Annotated in this window: 9 protein-coding genes; 7 read left to right on the top strand and 2 right to left on the bottom strand. The window is 63.0% G+C overall.

All coding sequences use genetic code 11. From position 1 onward, the window contains the following. Nucleotides 1–75 precede the first annotated feature (75 nt). The 5 genes from AC1DNK_RS20370 to AC1DNK_RS20350 all read left to right on the top strand — a co-directional run bounded on the left by AC1DNK_RS20370 (nt 76) and on the right by AC1DNK_RS20350 (nt 4,879). The gene (locus AC1DNK_RS20370) at nt 76–1,257 is read left to right on the top strand and encodes an MlaE family lipid ABC transporter permease subunit (RefSeq protein ID WP_477943077.1); all 1,182 of its coding nucleotides are present in this window, start codon (nt 76–78) and stop codon (nt 1,255–1,257) included. A 9-nt stretch (nt 1,258–1,266) separates the two neighbouring features. Further along, the gene (locus AC1DNK_RS20365; RefSeq protein WP_477943076.1) at nt 1,267–2,115 is read left to right on the top strand and encodes an ABC transporter ATP-binding protein; all 849 of its coding nucleotides are present in this window, start codon (nt 1,267–1,269) and stop codon (nt 2,113–2,115) included. A gap of 9 nt (nt 2,116–2,124) precedes the next feature. After that, complete coding sequence (locus tag AC1DNK_RS20360) at nt 2,125–3,495, top strand: MlaD family protein (RefSeq protein ID WP_112387216.1); 1,371 nt, start codon at nt 2,125–2,127, stop codon at nt 3,493–3,495. Nucleotides 3,496–3,527: 32 nt separating this feature from the next. After that, nucleotides 3,528–4,142, top strand: coding sequence for an ABC-type transport auxiliary lipoprotein family protein (locus AC1DNK_RS20355; RefSeq protein ID WP_112516076.1), 615 nt, complete (start codon nt 3,528–3,530; stop codon nt 4,140–4,142). Nucleotides 4,143–4,225: 83 nt separating this feature from the next. Then, on the top strand, nt 4,226–4,879 hold the full coding sequence (locus tag AC1DNK_RS20350; RefSeq protein WP_477943075.1) for a glutathione S-transferase family protein: 654 nt from the start codon (nt 4,226–4,228) through the stop codon (nt 4,877–4,879). Between the two features lie 3 nt (nt 4,880–4,882). Here AC1DNK_RS20350 and AC1DNK_RS20345 read toward each other — a convergent pair whose 3' ends face one another. Next, entirely contained in the window at nt 4,883–5,746 is an 864-nt protein-coding gene (locus AC1DNK_RS20345) for a D-alanyl-D-alanine carboxypeptidase family protein (protein WP_477943074.1), read from the bottom strand. Between the two features lie 241 nt (nt 5,747–5,987). Beyond that, nucleotides 5,988–12,413: an apolipoprotein A-IV repeat region-like domain-containing protein gene (locus tag AC1DNK_RS20340; RefSeq protein WP_477943073.1), complete on the bottom strand. Its 6,426-nt coding sequence runs from the start codon at nt 12,411–12,413 to the stop codon at nt 5,988–5,990. Nucleotides 12,414–12,877: 464 nt separating this feature from the next. On the opposite strand from AC1DNK_RS20340, the gene AC1DNK_RS20335 reads away from it, so the two are divergent. Together AC1DNK_RS20335 and AC1DNK_RS20330 are read left to right on the top strand one after the other, a co-directional pair. Further along, nucleotides 12,878–13,246 carry an Hpt domain-containing protein gene (locus tag AC1DNK_RS20335; protein WP_112387221.1) on the top strand — a complete coding sequence of 123 codons (369 nt, stop codon included), beginning with the start codon at nt 12,878–12,880 and terminating at the stop codon, nt 13,244–13,246. 228 nt (nt 13,247–13,474) lie between these two features. After that, a complete protein-coding gene (locus tag AC1DNK_RS20330) occupies nt 13,475–13,795 on the top strand; it encodes a 2Fe-2S iron-sulfur cluster-binding protein (protein WP_112387222.1) in 321 nt (106 codons plus the stop codon). The last annotated feature ends 23 nt before the right edge of the window (nt 13,796–13,818 follow it).

The raw sequence follows: 13,818 nt of genomic DNA, 5'->3' as shown, positions 1-13,818 counted from the left end.
CCTGAAAGCATGGAAATTCTGCGGGTCTTGGGTATATTAACCCGCCGGGCGTGAGCAATGCTTCGCGAGTCGGCAATGTCGCCGCAAGCCCTGAAAGACACAAGCATTTTGAAGCCCGAGCCCAGCAAAGCCGCCTCACTCCACGTGGACGACCAAGCCGACGGCTCCGGGCGATTGGTGCGTCTCGAAGGCAATTGGCGCAGCGGCAACATCCACACCGTTCTCAAGGATTTCGAAGCGCTGTCTCGCGGTAACGGCGACCTGACGCTCGATCTTTCCGATGTCACCGATATCGATACTGCGGGCGTCTGGTTGCTGGTGCGGCTGAAGCTCGAAGAGGAGGCCGCCGGCCGTCAGGTGCATTTCGAGGGCACCAATCAGCATATCGACGAGATGATCGAGGAATTCTCGCAGCGGCCGGAAAAGCAGGAAGCCGAACCCGCGAAGAAGCGATCGCTCCCCGAGAGGATTTTTGCGCCTATCGGCAAGATGGCCTACGATCTGTGGGATAATTTTGCGGCAGCGATGTATATTCTCGGTTCCGCAGTGCGCGGTGCGCAGATGAAGTTCGGCCGCGGCAGCGGCGTTTCGCCGGCCTCGATCGTCAACCAGATAGATCATATGGGCGTTCGCGCCGTGCCGATCATCCTGCTGATGTCGTTCCTGATCGGCGCGATCATCGCGCAGCAGGGAGCCTTCCAGCTTCGCTATTTCGGCGCCGAGGTCTTCGTCGTCGATCTCGTCGGCATTCTGCAGCTTCGCGAAATCGGCGTGCTCTTGACGGCGATCATGATCGCAGGCCGCTCGGGCAGCGCGATCACCGCCGAAATCGGCTCGATGAAGATGCGCGAAGAGGTCGATGCGCTGAAGGTCATGGGCCTCAACCCGGTCGGCGTGCTGATCTTTCCGCGTCTGGTGGCGCTGACCGTTGCGCTGCCACTGCTGACCGTGCTCGCCAATTTCGCATCGCTGCTTGGGGCTGCGACCGTTGCCTGGGCCTATTCCGGCATCACCTTCGCCACCTTCACGTCGCGCCTCCACGAGGCGGTGACGCTGTCCACCGTGCTTGCCGGGATGATCAAAGCGCCCTTCATGGCGCTGGTTATCGGCATTGTCGCCGCCGTCGAAGGGCTTAAGGTCGGCGGTAGTGCCGAATCGCTCGGCCAGCATGTGACGGCTGCGGTCGTTAAGGCGATTTTCGTTGTCATCCTCATGGACGGGCTTTTCGCCATCTTCTATGCGGCCATCAATTTCTAGGGTTTGAGCGTGAACGAGCAACAGACGGAAACGGGCGGAGAAAAAGAGCGGGACATCGTGCTTTCGGCACGCGATGTCACGGTCGGATTCGGCTCGAAGATCGTCCTCGATAAGCTGAACCTCGATATCTACCGCGGCGAGATCCTCGGCTTCGTCGGCGCTTCCGGTACCGGCAAGTCGGTGCTGATGCGCACGATCCTGCGTCTTTTGCCGCGCCGTTCGGGATCGATCGAGATCCTCGGTCAGAATTTCGACGAACTGAACGAGAGCGAGCGCAACTCGCTCGACATGCGCCTCGGCGTTCTCTTCCAGCAGGGCGCGCTGTTCTCGTCGCTGACCGTCAAGGAGAACATCCAGGTTCCGATGCGCGAATATCTGGATCTGCCGAAGTCATTGATGGACGAGCTGGCGCATCTGAAGATCAAGCTGGTGGGACTGGCTGCGGACGCTGCCGACAAGTATCCGTCCGAACTGTCTGGCGGCATGATCAAGCGCGCGGCGCTTGCTCGCGCCTTGGCGCTCGATCCGGACCTCGTCTTCCTCGATGAGCCGACATCGGGTCTCGATCCTATCGGTGCTGCCGAATTTGACGATCTCATTGCCAGGCTGCGCGATACGCTGGGGCTCACCGTCTACATGGTGACCCACGACCTCGACAGCCTGTTTTCCGTCTGCGACCGTATTGCCGTGCTTGGAAAGAAGCGGGTAATGGTGGAAGGGACGATCGACGACATGCTGGCCTACGATGATCCGTGGGTTCAGTCCTATTTCAAGGGCAAGCGCGCACGCTCGATCGTGCCGCAGGAAGAGACTGTCGGCGCCTCGCGCGCGGGCAGTCACGACAGCCGCGGGAAGTGACCGGAGACGATGGAAACCAAAGCGAACTATACGATTGTCGGCATCTTCACCGTTCTGGTGATCGCAGCGGCGTTCGGCTTCGTCTACTGGATGGCGGAATATGGCCGCAGCGGCCCGATGGCCGAGCTTGTCGTGCGTATTCCCGGATCGGCCAACGGCCTCAGCGTCGGTTCGCCGGTGCGCTTCAACGGCATTCAGGTCGGCTCGGTGAAGTCGCTGTCGATCGATGCCGACGATCCGCAATATTCGCTGGCCTTCACCGAAGTGCGCGTCGATGCGCCGATCTACCCTTCGACCAAAGCGATCCTTGAAATCCAGGGTCTGACCGGTGCTGCCTATATCGAAATGTCGGGCGGCAAGGTGGGAGAAGAGAACATTCTCCAGAAGTCGATCGATTCAGGCAAGCGTGCGGTGATCGTCGCCGACCAGTCGAGCGTGACCAACCTGCTCGCCACGGCCGACAAGATCCTCGACCGCGCCAATGACGCCGTCGGCCAGGTTCAGGGCTTCGTACAGGACGCGCGCGGGCCGCTGACCAAGACTCTGCAGAATGCCGAGACCTTCTCCGATGCGCTTGCCAAGAATTCCGGCAATATCGACAGCTTCCTGCAGAGTGTGGGCCAGCTTTCCGAGACGGTTCGCAACGTTTCCGGCAAGGTGGATTCGACACTGGCTGCCGTCGAGGCACTGGTGAAGGCCGTCGATGCCAAGAAGATCGATACGATCCTCGCCAATGCCGAGAAAGTCAGCAAGGACATCGCCGACGCATCTGGCGGTCTGAAGGGCGCGATCGACAAGTTCGACCAGACGGCAACGACCTTCAACGATGTTGGCAAGAAGGCGCAGTCCGCACTTGATCGCGTCGATACGCTGGTGGCGCAGATCGATCCGCAGAAGCTGAAGGGCTCGGTCGACGATATCTCGCAGGCGACCAAGGATGCACGCGTTGCCGTCGCGTCGATCCGCGATGTGGCCAATACCGTCTCGTCGCACCAGAAGGACATCAACCAGACGATCCAAGACGTCTCGCAGATGGCGAACAAGCTGAACTCGGCTTCGACGCGCGTCGACGGCATCCTGATCAAGCTCGATGCGCTGCTCGGCACCGACAATTCGCAGTCGCTGTTTGCCGAAGCGCGTGACACGCTGGAATCCTTCAAGAAGGTTGCCGACAATCTGAACGCCCGTATCGGGCCGATCGCCGACAATCTGCAGAAGTTCTCGAGCGGCGGGCTGCGCGACGTGCAGTCGCTGGTCAACGATACGCGCAACACGGTGCAGAACCTCAACGACGCGATCAGCAATTTCGACAGAAACCCGCAGCGCCTGATCTTCGGTGGCGATACGGTGAAGCAGACCGACGGCCGCTCGCGCCGTTGATTTCGATATGAGAAAAGCAGGGGAAGCATAATATGGCCGTATCGCATCTGTTGGCGCGCCGTTCATTGCTGGCGAGAGCAGCCTTGACGCTGCCGCTGGTGGCGCTGACCCTTGCCGGTTGCGGCACGGGCGCCAAGAACGACACCTACGATCTGTCGGCGGCCGTCGGCAGCGGTGCCGGTCCGGCCGCCAAGCGCAGCCAGATCCTTGTGCCGGAGCCAACGGCGCTCGCGGCACTGAACAGCGAGCAGATCGTCGTTCGCGTCTCACCCTCGGAGATCCAGTATCTGGCTCGCTCGCAATGGAGCGACAAGCTGCCCCGCATGGTGCAGTCGAAGCTGGTCGAGGCCTATGAGAATTCCGGCAAGTTCGGCGGCGTCGGCAAGCCCGGCCAGGGACTGGCGATCGACTATCAGGTCGTGACCGATATTCGCGCCTTCGAGATCGACAGCAGCAAGGGCAGCCAGGCGGTGGTCGAGATCTCTGCGAAGATCCTCAACGACCGCAACGGCACGGTGCGCGCCCAGAAGGTGTTCCGGGCTGCTGCTCCGGCTGGAGGTGCAGCCGAGGGCATGATTAAGTCGCTCGACCGGTCCTTCTCGGCAGTGACGACCGAGATCGTCGACTGGACGCTCCAGTCGATCTGATACGGCGAGAAAAATCGGCTGCCGGTGTCGGAACATGACGTGCCGGGACGTCCTTTGCTAAGGAGATAGCAAGGAGACATAGAATGACCGGCCTCGTCCTCACCACCTTCGACTGGGTTCCCGATCTGCCGCGCGGCTATGTGCGCGATATCCGCGTGCGCTGGGCGCTGGAGGAGGCGGGATTGTATTACCGCGTCGCGGGCATACCCTTTGCAAAGCGCGATGCGCAGCATTTCGCGCATCAGCCGTTCGGCCAGGTGCCGTGGCTGACCGATGGCGATCTCTCGATCTTCGAAAGTGGCGCGATCCTGCTGCATCTCGGTAGCAAGAGCGAAGCGCTAATGCCAGGTGACGCGAAGGGCCGCAGTGAGGCGCTGGAGTGGCTGTTTGCAGCGCTCAACTCCGTCGAGGCGGCAAGCCTGCCCTGGACGATCATGATCTTCTCCGGGCAGGATGGCGATACGCCGGCCTGGAAAAGCCTGGATTCCTTCCTGAAGGCCAGACTGAAGCATATGGAGGCGGTGCTTGCCGCGCGCGAATGGCTGGCCGGGCGGTTTTCCGTCGCCGATATCCTGATGGCGGATGTGCTGCGCCTCGTCGATCGTTTCGACGGGCTGTCGGCCTTTCCGGCCTGCCGCGCCTATGTCAAGCGCGCGACGGCGCGGCCGGCTTTTGCGAAGGCCCATGCGGACCAACTCGCACATTTCGCGGCTGCCGATGTGAAGCAGCCGGCGTAGCGATCAGTTCGCGGGAACGGCGGCACTGGCTGCCGCCGGATCGGCCGACGCCGTCGCCGCGGCGGGAGCGCCGATCAATGCAGCGTCCAGCATGGCGGCCATCTTGTCGTCGCGGATCGCTGCAGTCTTTTCGCCCATGACAACGCCGACGACGTGGCGGCCGTCCTTGTTGACCGAGGTCACGACGTTATAGCCGGATGCATCCGTATAGCCGGTCTTGATGCCATCGGCGCCCTGATAGCGATACATGACATTGTTGTGGCCGCGCAGCTTCATGCCGCGGAACTGGAAGCCGCGCATCGAGAACATCTTGAACTCTTCCGGATAGTCGCGGATCAGCGCGGCGCCGAGCGTCGCCATGTCGCGCGCCGTCGTCATCTGTTCCGGATCGGGCAGGCCGGACGGGTTCTTGAAGGTGGTGTTGGTCATGCCGAGCTGGTGGGCCTTGGCGGTCATCAGCTTTCCGAACGCGTCTTCCGAGCCGCCGAGCTGTTCGGCGATCGCCACGGCCGCGTCATTCGCCGAGAGAACGATGATACCCTCGACGGCTTCGCGCACGGTGACCTTGCGGCCGGCGCCGACGGCGAGCTTGAAGGGCTCCTTGCTCTCGGCATTCTCGGACATCGTGAGCTTCTGATCCCAAACGAGGCGGCCGGCATGCATGGCTTCGAATGCCAGGTAGAGCGTCATCATCTTGGTTAGCGACGCCGGGTAGTTCAGCTCGTCCTGATTGGCGCTTGCCAGCACCTGGCCCGTCTGCGCGTCCATCAGGAAGCTCGCCTGTCCGGCCGAAGATGTCGAGGAGAGGCCGAGGAACAGGGAAGCGGAGAACGCTGCGGAGAGAAGCAGCGGCATGGTCTTTGGCATCGAATGTGGTCTCTTCAAAACGGGGGCAGCGCGCTGGCAACCTGAATAGGGTCGTCACGGAGTGACGTTGTCTGGCCACCGGATTGAGCAAATCTACGGCATTATGACAAGCGTGTCTTGCTTATAAGCCCGGATTTGCGGCGGCCGTTTGTCTCACTTTGCCGTGAGGCGCTTGATGCCAAATGAAAAAGGGCCGCTGATGAAGCGGCCCTTTGTGTAGCGAAGTCCGGGTTTTCTTCCGTTAGGTCAGGCGGCCCGCGGCGTGGGCCAGCATGGTGTAGACCTTGCCGGTATCCGACGTCAGATAGGATTGGGTGATCGTCCGGTCGCGGTCGCTGCGGGCGACATCAGCAAGCAGCTTTTCGAAGTCGGCAATGTAGCGATCGACGGCGGTGCGGAATTCCGGCTCGCGGTCGTACTTGCGCTTGATCTCGTCGAAGGTCTGCTGGCCCTTCAGCGTGTAGAGGCGGCGCGTGAAGACGTCGCGCTCGCCACGCTGGTAACGGCGCCAGAGATCGACCGAGGCGTCGTGATCGATGGCGCGGGCGATATCGACCGAGAGCGAATTGAGCGACTCGACGACGTGGCGCGGATTGCGGCTGTCGGCGGCGCGCTGCTGAGCCGGAGCGGATGCCTCGGCGCGCGGTGCTGCCGAACGGGCAGGTGCTTCCTCGGCATCTTCGTCACGCGAGGCGCCGCGCAGTAGATCGCTGATCCAGCCGCCGGATTCCTGGCGGGCAGGCGTAGCCGCTGCGGGTGCGGGCGCAACCGGCGCGGTGCGTTGCGGCGCCGCTGCAGGTGCCGGAGCGATGGTGCCGCGAAGTGCAAAGCCATCCTCGATCTGCGGACGGGGTGCCGGAACTGGTACAGGCTGCGGGGCCGGCTGTGCAGCAACGACCGGTGCTGCAACAGGAGCCGGAGCAGGTGCGGGCGGAGCCTGACGAGGCGCGGGCGCCGGTGCCGGCTGTGCGGCGCGCGGAGCCGGTTCGGAGACTTCGAACTGCTGCACCGAACGGCCGACGATATGCGAGATATCCTGCAGCGCCTTGATCTGTTCGGCGACGGCGCGGCGCATGGCGGCAGCGCTTTCCTTGGCTTCCTCTGGAAGATCGAAGGCACCGCGCTTCAGTTCGCTGCGGGTCATGTCGAGTTCCTTGCGGATATCGCCAGCCGAGCGGCGGATTTCTTCCGTCGCACCCGAGAAGCGGGCAACCGCCTCATCGACGGCTTCGCGCAGCGATTCACGCAGCTGCTGGGCAGCGCCATCCGAGGCGCGGCCTGCTTCGCCGAGCATGCGCTCGACATCCGAGAGGGAGGCCGTGAGGCCACCGCGCAGGCGGTTCGACAGTTCGGCGGAGCGGCGTTCGGCATTGCCGAAGGTGCCGTCGATCGTGGCATTGGCTTCTTCGCCGGCCTTGACGATCGAACTGCGCATGGCCTCGGCGGCTTCTTCGGCACGCTTCTCGGTGTCGGAGAGCACGCGGCCGATATCGGCGAAGGAGGACTGCACGCTCTGGCGCAGATTGCCGCTGACCTGATTGGAACGCTGTTCGGCGCGCTCGAAGGCGCCTTCGACCATGGTGCCAAGCGCACGCATCGTCTTTTCGATTTCTTCCGAACGCTGCACAAGGCCGATCGACAGGCTCTGGAGAGCGCCTTCGCGCTCTTCGAGGGTCGAAACGAGGTTCGACTGAGCGGCACCCAGCAGACCGGAGGCCTGCGTCAGAACCTTGGAGTGTTCGTCGAATCGGCCGATGATCGAGCCGACCTGGGCGAGCGTCTGGCCGGAGATATCCGACAGGCGATCCACCTTGCCTTCGAGAAGGCGGGTGGAGGCGGAGACCATTTCGGCAGCCTTGGCAGCCGAGTCCGTGAAGCGCGAGGTCGTGTCGCCGAGGCGGCCGTCGACATCGGTCAGATCCTGGGCGGCGCGGTTCATCATCAGGGCCATCGAGGCGCTGTTGTCAGAGAGGCGCTCTATCAGCGAATTGACGTTGGCAAGCAGGCTGGTCTCGATGGCGTTGACGGCCGTCGAGGCGCTTTCCGTGCGGGCCGCAATCGCGTTGGCGAGAGCGGCATTTTCGGCACGCAGGCGATCGGCGCTCTGCTCGGCAGCAGCGGCGATGCGGGCAGCGGCTTCGTGGCCGGTTTCGGCATAGCGCTCGATCATCGGGCGGGCGGTCTCGTCGATGAGGCGCGAGAGCTCAGAGGAGCGGCCGGCCAGCATCGAGTTCAGTTCGCGGGTGCGCTCGTCGAGCGTTGCACGGATCGAGGTTCCGCGGGCTTCGAGAGCCTTCTCGACATCGGTCAGCGATGCGTCGATTTCGCGGGCACGATCTTCGAGGCCGGTGCGGATCGCCGTGCTGCGGGCTTCGAGCGCACGGTCGACATTCGACATGGTGCTGGCGATGCCTTCGCTGGCGCTGGTGATCGTCGTGCGGATGGCGTCGCCGCGTGACTCGAGCGACGACTGGGCTTCGGAGAGAGCCTGCGAGATGGCGCTGACCTGGCCACTGACCAGGGTCTCGGCTTCGGCAACCTTGTTGACGATGGCGTTGCCGGCTTCGGAGAAGGTCTGGGCGACGGCGGCGGCCTGGCCTGCGAGGCGGTTCTGCGCCTCGGAAACGCGGCCGACGATCTGCTCGGAGCGCTCGTCCATCGAGCGGGCGAATTCGCCGGTCTTATTGTCCAGCGTTTCCGTGAACTGCTGGCCGGTGCGGCCCATCAGGTCTGCGGTGCGCTGTGCTTCGGCATCCATGCCCTGGGCTGCATCGGCAACGGCGTTGCGCAGCGTCGAGGCGAGGCCGGCAGCCTTGCCTTCGATCGTCTGGTTGACGGCGTCGAGGCCCATGGTCAGCGCCCGGTCCATGGTGGACAGGCGTTCGCCGAGACGTTCGCCGCCGCGGTCCATGGTGTCGCCGAGATTGGCGGTGCGCTCGTCGATCGACGACGAAAGCGTCGCCGTGCGCTCATCGAGCGAAGAGGTCAGGCTCGCCGTGCGATCATCGAGGGACGAGGCGAGGCGGGCGGTGCGCTCATCGAGCGCGGAGGAGAGATGCGTGGTGCGCTCATCGAGTGCTGTCGTCAGGCTTGCGGAGCTCGCCGCAAGCGAGGCGTTCATCTGCGATGCGCGGCCATCGAGGCTCGCAGCGAGGCTGGAGGCCTGTGCCTCGATCGAGGACGAAAGGCTGCGAGCGCGCTCTTCAAGCGTCGAAGCGAGGTTGGCGGTGCGATCGTCGATCGCGCCGGTCAGCGTGTCGGTGGTGCTTTCGAGAACCGTGGTGACGCGGAAGGCCGCATCATCGCCGAGTTCGCGCAGCTGATTGATGCTGTCGGAGAGCGTTTCGGAGAGACGCGCACCAGCTGAATCCACCTGTTCGGCAACGCCGCCGACGCCGTCGCGGATGCGGTTTTCGAGCGCCGTCAGGCCGGCCTCGACACGCGAGCCGGTTTCGGCAAAGCGTTCGGTCATGCCGCCGACGGAATGATCGAGATGGGTCGAGAAGGTTTCGGCCGTACGGGAAATCTCGGCCGCAGCACCCTGGAAGCGCTCGGCGATCTGGCCGGCGCCTTCGCGCAGACGCTCGTCGAGTGCGCGGGAGCTGTTGTCGATCGTCTGACGCAGCGAGGCTTCGTGATCTTCGAGCGACATTTCCAGCATGCTGGCGCTGGCGGCGACAGAGGCGCTGATCGTCGTTGCCTGCTCCGACAGCGTATCGCTGATCTGCGCATGGGCTTCGCCGAGCGCCAGGCTGATGGCGTTGGTGCGGTCTTCGAGCGTCGAGCGGATGCGGTCATGCGCCGATGCCAGGCCACCCTCGATGCGGTCGGCGGCCTCGCCGGTCAATGTCCGCAGGCGCTGAGCAGCATCGCCGGTGACGGCTTCGATGCGATCGGCAGCTTCTCCCGTCAGCGACTGCATGCGGGCAGCGGCATCACCGGTAACGGCCTCGATACGATCGGCGGCTTCGCCGGTCAGCGTCTGCAGGCGCGTGGCTGCATCGCCGGTGACGGTCTCGATACGGTCGCTGTTGCTCGACAGCGAAGAGTGCAGGGCGGCCGCGTGGTCGCTCAGCGAGCGTTCGAGGCGCTCCTGGCTGTCGATATAGGCGCTGCGGATGGCTTCCGACTTGTCGGCGAAGGCGCCGGCAACGCGGGCTTCGGCGCCGGCAACTGTATCCAGCATCGCATTGGCGCGGGCTTCGAGCGCGCTGTCGAAGCGGCTCTGGCTGTCATCCAGCGAAATCGCCATTGCCATCGTCTTCTCGTCGAGCGAGTCCGACAGACGGTCATGATGACCTGCCATGGCATCGACAAGCGCATTGCTGCGTTCGGACATGGTGTTCTCAAAGCGCTCCTGAGCGGAGTCGAGCGAGATGGCAAGTGCCATTGTGCGCTCGTCGAGAGCGTCGGCGACACGGTCGTGGTGACCGGACAGCGTGCTTTCCAGAGCGTTGGCGCGTTCGGCCATGGCGCTGTCGATGCGCTCATGGGCAGAATCCAGGGCCGTGGTGATCGCTGCTGCGCGCTCGGAGATGACAGTGTTCAGGTCGTCGGCGCGGCCGAAGGCCGAGGTAATCTGCTCGGTGCCCGAGGAGACCGCTGCCGTCAGTTCCGCTGTCGTCGACAGCAGCGTGTCACGGAATTCGGTCGAGCGGGCCTGAAGGTTGTTGTGCAGTTCCGAAGTGCCTGCTGCCAGCGCCAGCGAGATTTCGCCGGTGGCGTTGTGGAGGGCAGACGACAGGGCTGCGGTGCGGTCGGCAAGGCCGGCATGCAGTTCGGACGTGCCGGTGGCCAGCGCGTTGGTGATCTCGCCGGTAGCGCCCTGCAGCGCTGCGGAGAATTCACTGGTGCGGCCTGCGAGGCTGCCGTGGAAATCGGCCATGCCTGCTGCCAGCGCTTCGTTGACTTCACCAGAGGCGCTCTTCAGCGTCTGGTTGATTTCCTTGGTGCGGGCGGCCAGCGCTTCGGAAATCTCATCGACCTTGCTGCCGAGCGAGCTTTCGAGAACTTCCTGGCCGGTGCCGAATGCCGTTGCCAGCGCGAAGGACTGGTCGGTCAGCGATGCGCCGAGACGCTCGATGCTCGAGGTCAGGATGCCATCCAGCGATTCCGAACCGCCAGCCAGCGTCTCGTTGATGCGGGCAAGGCTTTCCATCAGCTTGGTGTCGAGAGAACCCGCGCGCTTGTCGAAAGCGGTCGCGAATTCGGCGACGCGTTCGTCGAAAGCGGTGGACATCTGCGCGACCGTGCTCTGCAGGCGCTCTTCGAAGAAGCCCGAACGCAGGTCGAGGTCCATGATCGCGTCGTCGGCGCTGGACTGCAGGCTCTGGCGGAAGCTCTGGCCACGCTCGTCGAGAGCGCTGTTGAGCTTGGCAAGCACGCCATCCAGCGAGCCGGTGATCTCGCGTTCGCTGCCGGTCAGCGTCTCGTTGATCTCGCGGGTGCGGGCAATCAGGATTTCGTTCAGCTGGCGGGCGCGGTCGTTGAGCGCGGCGTTCAGCTTCTCGGCGCTGCTGTCCATGGTGGACGCGCGCGTTTCGAACTGGCTGAGCAGGTGCTCGCCGCGTTCGCTGAGGCTCGACGTCAGCGTGTCCAGGCGGGTGTCGAATTCATGGGCTAGCGCAAAGCCCGACGAGGTCAGGGTCTGCAGCAGGGAATCGGTCTTGGCGGCAAGCAGCGAGCCGAGCGACTGGATCGCGGCTTCCGACTTTTCGGTCAGCGTCGCGGCGCGGGTGTCGATCATCGAGGCGAAGGCTTCGCCCGAGGTCGAGAGGCGGACGGCGATTTCTTCCGTCGCCAGCGACAGGTCTTCCTTCAGCTGGTCGTGAACGCCGACGATCGAGCTGCGGATACGCTCGGCGTGATTGACGATCGCTTCGCGTTCGGAGCCGAGTTCGTGGACGAGACCGCGCACGCGCAGTTCGTTATCGGCGTAGCTGCGCTCAAGCGCGTTCACTTCAGAATGGACGAGGGTTTCCAGCTCAGAGGCGCGCGCAATGGTGCGCTCGATGCCTTCGTTCATGGCGGAGACTTCGCGGCGCACGGCCTGGCCGACGGTCATGATGCGCTCGGAGGCGATCGTCTCAGGTTCGGAGAGGCGCAAGGCGACTTCTGCCATGGAGCGAGCGGCGTTGCGCATGTCCTGCGCACGCGAAATCATGATCGCGAAGGCGTAGAACAGCAGCACGGGAACGATGATGCCGACGATGCCGGCAATCACGCCAGGCAGGCCGACCAGATCGGCGACCGAACGGATCTGCCAGATCTGCGGCGAATAGAGCAGGGACATCAGCCCGATGCCGCCGACAATCCAGATCAGCGAAAACAGGGTGGCGTTGCGCACGGCGACGCGCGTCGAGCTGCCGTCGAGCGACTTCAGAAGCGAAGCGGGCGTGTTGCGGTTGGCATCGTTCGCCGGGGCAAAGGCGGGAGCGCGGGGTGCCTGCTGCTCTGCAGCCTTTGAGCGGCCGCGGCGGCGCTGGCTGTCGTCCTGGTCCTGCTGATTACGCGCAGATGGGTTCTCAGACACATTGGCCTCCGGGGCGTCGGGCGTTTTGCCGCTGCGAGACGGCGCTTTCTGCTGGCTGAAATCGATCTGGAGCGCTTCGTCCAATGCCTTGAACGCCTTGTCCTCGATCGACTCGTTGTACTTGTTGTTCGCCATTCCGTTACGCCTCGTTACATCTCAGCCGGTTCAGCCGCTGGTCCGGACATCGCCGCGTCCGGACGTCAACCTTTTGCCTCTGACCTTCCCATCCAAGACGACGGACGGATAAGCATGTCATTTCAGAGTGGATAGCCGCTTTTTCAAACGGACGGTATCAAAACATTACCATTATCCACTTGGCCCGCAAAGGCGCGTAGCACAAACCCACTGTACCAGTATCGTAGTGACACATCCGGGCTTCGGAGACAATTAACGAAGGCTTGCTAATCACCTGTCGTTAATGGGTTGTTAACATGATTTAACGGCAGAGCCTGTTGAAAAACCAATAATTTAGCGATGTTTAACGGATATTAACCATAGCGCCAGAATCCCGCCCTCAATGTGCCGGAATTTAACGCGATCGCCACTCTCCAACCGCACTGTAGAGTTCAACCGCGGGGATAAAGACGGGAGTTTGGCACATGGCAGCAGTCAGTATAGCGTTCGAAGCGCCGGATAATTCGAAGGGGCCGTGCCCCTCCAAGGTCCGTCCGATCGACCTAGTGCATCTTGCAAAGCAGACGATGGGCGACAAGGCCCTCGAAATCGAAGTCCTCCAGATGTTCGCGCGCCAGGCGCGCGCGTGTCTCGGAGAGATCGCCTCCGGAGAGGCGCAGAAGATCGTCGCAGCCGCGCACCGGCTGAAGGGCGCGGCAAGCGCCGTCGGCGCCTTCCGGGTATCGGAGACGGCCGAAACGCTTGAGTTCAATGCCGGTGACGCTGCATCGATGGCAGCCGTTGGTGCTGCGGTCGTCGAGGCCGAGAATTTCATCCTGAAGCTGAGCCGCTAAGAGCCAGGCATCAGTCGCAAAGCTGGACCCGCTGCATCATTCCGGAACAGGCCTATCTGTTTCCGATGAGCAGCGGGTCTTTTTGTGACCAGCGGCATGCCGCAATCAAGCAAGCCTGTCGCTTTTAAGTATGGGATGACACTGCCGGGGCTGTCGATGTTGACTGCCTCGCAGATTTGTTGGAAGAAAAATTCTGATCCTCCCTCAATACGGTTACCGGAAATCACAATGCCCAAACTGACCATTGTCGCCTTCGACGGCACGCGCTTTGACCTTGACGTCGATCAGGGTTCCACCGTCATGGAAAATGCCGTGCGCAATTCCGTCCCGGGCATCGAAGCCGAATGCGGCGGCGCCTGCGCCTGCGCTACCTGTCACGTCTACATCGACGAAGAATGGGTCGAACGCGTCGGCCCGCCCGAAGCGATGGAAGAAGACATGCTGGACTTTGCCTTCGATGTCCGCCCGACTTCGCGCCTCTCCTGTCAGATCCGCATGAAGGCTGTGCTGGATGGGCTGACGGTTCACGTGCCGGAACGTCAAGCCTGACATACTGAAAATTCACTTCGGCG

The sequence above is a fragment of the Rhizobium sp. 01N424 genome (assembly GCF_056399485.1).
Note: the sequence above shows the minus strand (reverse complement) of the source record. Positions and strands in the feature narration are given on the sequence as shown.

Bases quoted from the DNA above. Each gene is read 5' to 3' on its own strand.
- AC1DNK_RS20370 (WP_477943077.1), top strand. From the start codon at position 76: ATGTCGCCGCAAGCCCTGAAAGACACAAGCATTTTGAAGCCCGAGCCC.
- AC1DNK_RS20360 (WP_112387216.1), top strand. From the start codon at position 2,125: ATGGAAACCAAAGCGAACTATACGATTGTCGGCATCTTCACCGTTCTG.
- AC1DNK_RS20355 (WP_112516076.1), top strand. From the start codon at position 3,528: ATGGCCGTATCGCATCTGTTGGCGCGCCGTTCATTGCTGGCGAGAGCA.
- AC1DNK_RS20350 (WP_477943075.1), top strand. From the start codon at position 4,226: ATGACCGGCCTCGTCCTCACCACCTTCGACTGGGTTCCCGATCTGCCG.
- AC1DNK_RS20345 (WP_477943074.1), bottom strand. From the start codon at position 5,746: ATGCCAAAGACCATGCCGCTGCTTCTCTCCGCAGCGTTCTCCGCTTCC.
- AC1DNK_RS20340 (WP_477943073.1), bottom strand. From the start codon at position 12,413: ATGGCGAACAACAAGTACAACGAGTCGATCGAGGACAAGGCGTTCAAG.
- AC1DNK_RS20335 (WP_112387221.1), top strand. From the start codon at position 12,878: ATGGCAGCAGTCAGTATAGCGTTCGAAGCGCCGGATAATTCGAAGGGG.
- AC1DNK_RS20330 (WP_112387222.1), top strand. From the start codon at position 13,475: ATGCCCAAACTGACCATTGTCGCCTTCGACGGCACGCGCTTTGACCTT.